Source organism: Telluria sp. RB2R28 (genome assembly GCF_059685835.1).
This window is the reverse complement of the sequence record NZ_JCASIK010000017.1, coordinates 1-5,803: the sequence shown is the minus strand read 5'-3', so window position 1 is coordinate 5,803 and position 5,803 is coordinate 1. Positions and strand designations below refer to the sequence as shown.

3 protein-coding genes are annotated in these 5,803 nt (G+C 63.4%); 2 read left to right on the top strand and 1 reads right to left on the bottom strand.

From position 1 onward, the window contains the following. Positions 1-233: 233 nt before the first annotated feature. Both AC56LV_RS24445 and AC56LV_RS24440 read left to right on the top strand, forming a co-directional pair. A complete protein-coding gene (locus AC56LV_RS24445) occupies positions 234-1,712 on the top strand; it encodes a DUF2868 domain-containing protein (RefSeq protein ID WP_499561553.1) in 1,479 nt (492 codons plus the stop codon). Beyond that, complete coding sequence (locus tag AC56LV_RS24440; RefSeq protein ID WP_499561551.1) at positions 1,709-3,241, top strand: DUF3482 domain-containing protein; 1,533 nt, start codon at positions 1,709-1,711, stop codon at positions 3,239-3,241. The genes AC56LV_RS24445 and AC56LV_RS24440 overlap by 4 nt, the downstream gene beginning before the upstream one ends. Here AC56LV_RS24440 and AC56LV_RS24435 read toward each other — a convergent pair. Then, a complete protein-coding gene (locus AC56LV_RS24435; protein WP_499561549.1) occupies positions 3,219-5,333 on the bottom strand; it encodes a TonB-dependent receptor family protein in 2,115 nt (704 codons plus the stop codon). The two genes, AC56LV_RS24440 and AC56LV_RS24435, sit on opposite strands and share 23 nt — an antisense overlap. Positions 5,334-5,803 lie beyond the last annotated feature (470 nt).

The window sequence follows — 5,803 nt, the reverse complement described above, 5'->3', positions numbered from 1 at the left end:
ACGACTTTGCGCCGATGATAGTGCTGCAACCAGTGTGAAAGTAGGTTATCGTCAGGCTAGTTATATAGAAAAGCCCCACTCAGTGATCTGAGTGGGGCTTTTCGCTTTGGGCGATCGCTTTGTCTTGCTCACTCCTCGATGTGACGAGCACGGTGCGCCACCCCACCGCCAACGCCCGTGAATCTGGTGCACAATGCATTCATCAGCATTGTCATTTCAATCACGGGAACAGCATGAATGAACAGGTTGCACGCAATGTCGTGCTGGCGCGCGCGATCGAGCACGCCGACGTTGGCCATACCGTACTGAGCGACGACGATCGCAAGTACGCCACCCGCAGCGCACGCGAGCTCGCCGCATGGCAGGCGGCTGATAGTCACACGGCCGTCAACCAGCAGCATTTCCTGCAGCAGCGCGCCGAGCAAATCCTCAAGCGCCTGGGCGAACGCACGCCGGCTTTCGGTGCTTTCCAGCGCCGTGCCCCCGGCATGCGCGGGATCTGGTTCGCGCTTCCTTTCATCGCCTTCGTGCTTGGCGCCGCGCTCGATCGCATCGCCGATCCGCACCGCGTCGACTTGCTGTCCGCGCCGCTCCTGATCATCATTGCCTGGAACCTGCTGGTGTACCTGGGTCTTCTGGTATGGGCGGTCGTGCCTGCCGCGCGCCGGAAGAAGAGCGGTGCGCCGCTGCTGCGCCGGCTGAGCGTGGGCAAGGCCGTCGCGCCGCGCAAGCTGCCTACCGCACTGGCCGAAGGCGTTGCCCACTTTCTGGCCGATTGGGCCGTGCTCAGTGAGCCGCTCACCCGTGCGCGCCTGAGCCGCACGGTGCATCTCGCGGCCGCCGGCTTCGCGCTCGGCGCCGTCGCGTCGCTGTATGCACGTGGCCTGCTGACCCAATACGTGACTGGTTGGGAAAGCACCTTCCTCGACGCCCAGCAAGTCCACACGCTGCTGTCGTGGCTCTTCACGCCGGCGCTGACCGTGTTTCCGTTCCTGCAAGGCTTCACGCTGGCCGAGATCGAGCAACTGCGCTTCGGCGGCAGCGCCGGCCTGCCGGTTGGCGAACGCTGGGTGCACCTCTATGGCGCGACGTTGCTGCTGCTGGTGATCATTCCACGCGTGCTGCTTGCGATTGTTGCCGGCCTGCGCGCGCGCCATTTGTCGCGTCACTTCCCGCTCGACCTCGATCAGCCGTACTACCGCAAACTGGCCGACAGCATCGGCACCAGCGCACCGGCCGTACTGCGCGTGATCCCGTACACCTACACGCTTGACGAGCCACGTGACAGGGGTCTGTGGGCGATCGCTGCTGCGGCGCTGGGCGGGCAGGCGAGGGTGCAACTGCTGCCGGCGGTCGCATATGGCATCGAACCGAAGGACGCGCTGCGCGAGACGATGCTGAACGAAGCCGGCATCACCGTCACCACCGTCCTGTTCAGCTTAGCTGCGACGCCAGAAAAGGAAAATCACGGCGCGCTGCTTGACTACCTGGTCAAGCATGTGCCGCGCGGTGTTGCCGTGCTGCTGGATGAATCGGCGCTGCTCGAGCGTATCGGCGACCAGGTCGGCGCCGAACGCGCCGCCGAGCGTCACTCGCTGTGGCGGCAGTTCTGCAGCTTCCATGGCACGTCGGCCCATGTCGTCAATTTGCTCGAACCGGACAAGTATCCGCTTGAACTGGGTGCGGGCCTGACCCTGCCGGAGCTGCGATGATCCAGCCTGCCAAGATCCAGTTCGCCCTCGTCTCGCATACGAACAACGGCAAGACCACGCTGGCGCGTACGCTCGTTGGGATGGATGTCGGCGAAATCCGCGATGCTGCACACGTAACCCAGATTTCGCAAGGCTACCCGCTGCTGTCCACACCCGCTGGCGACTCGCTCGTGTTGTGGGACACGCCCGGTTTCGGCGATTCGGTGCGTCTGCACAAACGCCTGGCCATGGCCGGCAATCCAATCGGCTGGTTCCTGCGCGAAGTCTTCGACCGCTATCGCGACCGTCCGTTCTTCCTGAGCCAGCAGGCACTGCGCGCCGCGCGTGAAGAAGCCGACGTGGTGCTGTATCTGGTCAACTCGTCCGAGTCGCCACAGGATGCGGGCTACCTGCCGTCCGAGATGAATATCCTCGAATGGCTTGGCAAACCCGTCGTCGTGCTGCTGAACCAGATCGGGCCACCGCGTCCGGCCAGCGAAGAACAGGCCGAGCCACAGCGCTGGAAACAGCATCTGGCCCAGTACTCGGTGGTCAAGGAAGTGCTGCCGCTTGACGCCTTCGCGCGCTGCTGGGTGCATGAACACGTGTTCTACGAATCGGTCACGCACCTGATCGCAGCCGAGAAGCAGCCCGCCTATGCGCGCCTGCTGTCTGCCTGGGCGGCGCGCAATCGCGAGCGCTATGCAAGTGCCCTGCAGATGAACGCCGAACAGATTGCCGCTGCCGCGCGCGACACCGAGGCGTTGGAGAACCAACGACCGGGCATGCTGCGCAGCGCGTTGAAAGCGGTCGGCATCGGCAAGGACGAAGCGCGCCGTCAGGAGCTGGCGATGGCAGCGCTCGTGCAGCGCCTGAACGACGGCATCAATCACGCGACGGCGCGCATGCTGTCCCTGTATCGCATCGATCCGGGGCAGGCTGTCGCTGTCAATGCGCGCGTGCGCGACAACTTCGCGGTCAACGCGCCAGTGGACAAGGCGCAGGCTGGATTATTGGGTGCGGTGGTGGCGGGTGCAACCACCGGTCTGTCCGCTGATTTGATGGCGGGCGGTCTGACAATGGGCGCCGGCGCTTTATTGGGCGCGATCGCTGGCGGCATCACGGCTGCCGGCGCCGCATGGGGCTTCAATCAGGGGACCGATCGCAACCAGGCAAACGTGAAGTTCGCCGACCCGTTCCTGCAGCAGATGCTGGTGGGCGCGATTCTGCGCTATCTGGCAGTGGCGCACTTCGGCCGTGGACGCGGCAATTATGTCGAAAGCGAAGCGCCGCCCTTCTGGCAGGCAGAAGCTGAAAGCGCATTGGCCGCGCGCGGCGTCGATAGCGCGCGCCTGTGGCAATCCGTGCGCGCCGCGCCGGACCTGGGCGCCGCCACCAAACTGGTACAGGCTGTTCTGGTGCCGGCGGTGACGGCGACGCTGGCGCGCCTGTATCCGGGTGTCGCGCTGCCGGGGCAGGAGCCGCCAGCAGCGGCAGCGGCACCGGCGCCGGCCCCGGTGGACCTGTCTAAAACTGATACTGCGCGCTGACGCCCAGTAGCCAGTTACTGCCAGGCGCCGCTTCATAATAGCGGCGGTTGGCATCGCCCACGATCACCGAGCCGACATAGTCGCGGTCGAACAGGTTGTTCAGGCGCGCGAACTGGCGCAGGCGCCAGCCGCCAAACTGCTGGCTCGCCTGCACGCGGGCATTGACGACCGCGTAGCCCGGCGCCGTCTGCGCGGTGTTGGTGTCTTCCGCATAGACCCGGCTGTTGGCGACCGTCTCGAGCGCGACGCCGTAACGGCCTGCCGCTTCCGTCCAACCCAATTCTCCGTAGAAGCTCGACTTGGGCACGCCCGGCAGGCGGCTGCCCTTTGGTACGGCGCCGAAGCCTTCGTCGTAGATCGCATGCAGCATGCTCATGGCGATGCGTGCATTCCAGCCGGCGCCCAGTTCGGCGTCGACCGACAGCTCGCCACCCTGGCGCAGCGTGGCGCTCGCGTTGCGATAGCTGGTGCGGCCGCCCGACGACGCATCGACCACCAGTTCATCCTTGGTCTTCACCTGGAACACGGCGGCGTTGACGCGCACGCCGCGGGCCACCATCGCCTTGGCGCCGATTTCGAGATGCGTGCCGATCGCCGGCTCGAGTGCGAAGTTGAAGCCGCCGCCCGTGCCTGAATAGAACGACTCGTTCATCGTTGGCGTCTCGAAGCCGCGCGCGGCGCTGGCATACACGTTCAGCGTTGGCGAAATCTTGTACAGCACACCGACCAGCGGCGTCGTATGACGGAAGTCGGTGCCGCCGCTGTCGTTGCCATTGGAGAGATACCGGTCATCGACGTCGAAGTCCACGCGGCTGTGACGCAGGCCGCCGGTGAGCACCCACTGGTCGCGTTCCCATTCGACTTGCACGTACGGGTCGACGCTCGTCACGTCGTTCTGTTCATCGCGCCGCAGATTGCCTTTCACGCCAAAGGTCGTGCCGATGAAGTTCTCGAAACCCTGGCGCGCATCCTTGGATTGCGCCATTTCGAGGCCGGCCGTAGTACGCAGCGTGCCACCGGCGACGGTGCGTACCGCACGCCAGTTGGCGTCGATGCCATAGAAGTCGCGGTCGAAATCGATGACGCCGCCCGAGTGCGTCGCCGGTGCCTGAAAGCCGCGCGAGAACGACTGGTACTGGATCACGCGGCGGTTGCCGCCGTAAGCCGTGACATGCAGGCGGTCCTGGCCGAAGCGCTGCTCGAACGTCGCGCCAAACTGCTTGTGGTTGATGCTCTTGCGCGTGTCGTAGCGATCGGCCAGCGTGCGCTGCGGCGATTGCGTATCGGTGGTGTCGATCTCGCCCGCACGTGGATCGCGGCGGAAGGTATCCCATGTCACGCCGAGCGGATCCTGCGTATCGTCCTGGCGCAGCCCGCTGGCCGTGATCACCAGGCGGCTGGTCGACGTTGGCTCGACCACCAGCTTGGCATACGCCTGGTCGCGTGTGGCTGCACTGTGATCGCGGTAGCCATCGGTTTCGAAGCGCGACGCATCGATCAGGTAGCCGATACCGCCGCTGCGGCCCGACGCATTCGTGTCGAGCTTGCGCTGGCCGTAGCTGCCGCCGGTGAAGCTGGCTTCAACGGTTGGCCTGTCGGTCGGTTCGCGCGTGAACAGCTGGACCACGCCGCCCGAGTGATTGCCATACAACGCAGAGAAGGGGCCGCGCAGCACTTCGATGCGCTCGGCGACATCGAGGTTGAAGGTCGCGGCCTGACCCTGGCCGTCGGGCATGGTGGCCGGGATGCCATCGGCAACGAGACGCACGCCGCGCACACCGAATGCCGAACGCGTGCCGAAGCCACGTGACGAGATTTGCAGGTCTTGTGCGTAGTTCTCGCGATTGCGCACGACGACGCCAGGCACCGCGGCCAGCGCTTCGGAGGCATTCACACGCAACTGCGCGGCGCCGATCTGCGCCGCATCGACGACATCGATCGCGGCCGGCAGGTCGAAACTGGTATGTTCAGCGCGGGTGCCACTGATGACCACCACGTTCATCGGATTGCGGATGTCATCGGCAATGGCGGCAAGTGGCCAGCAGGCGCAAAGGGCGGCAATCGTGGTACGGCGCAGGACAGGATGCTTCATTATTTCCCCAAAGTATTGCGAGCAGAGTGTGAAAGTTGGTCTTATATTATTTAACCGGGGAATATACCTTGGGCGCCAGAATTCTGCTGGGGACGTAGCCGCGTGACGAAAACGTACGGTGTGAAGAATCTTTTGTAGGAGGGCTTGCGGAACCCTGGCGAGGTTTGTTATAGTTCGCCTCCGCTTCGGCGCTGACCGAAAAAGTTAACGTAATCAAGTGGTTACGGGAGCAAGGTCTACAGAGAAATCTGAGACGAAGCGAAAAGAAAGAGTTGACGAGATTTCTGAAACACAGCATAATCTCTCTTCTCTGCTGCAGCGAACAAAACGATTCGCTACCAACAGCAAGATGCACCGAATAAAGTTCTTTAAAAATTAACAGTCGATAAGTGTGGGCGTTTGATGAAGGTGCCAAAGACTTCGGTCTTTGATTACTTAAATTATCAAATGTTCACAAAAAAGAAATACGT

Bases quoted from the DNA above. Each gene is read 5' to 3' on its own strand.
- AC56LV_RS24435 (WP_499561549.1), bottom strand. From the start codon at position 5,333: ATGAAGCATCCTGTCCTGCGCCGTACCACGATTGCCGCCCTTTGCGCC.
- AC56LV_RS24440 (WP_499561551.1), top strand. From the start codon at position 1,709: ATGATCCAGCCTGCCAAGATCCAGTTCGCCCTCGTCTCGCATACGAAC.
- AC56LV_RS24445 (WP_499561553.1), top strand. From the start codon at position 234: ATGAATGAACAGGTTGCACGCAATGTCGTGCTGGCGCGCGCGATCGAG.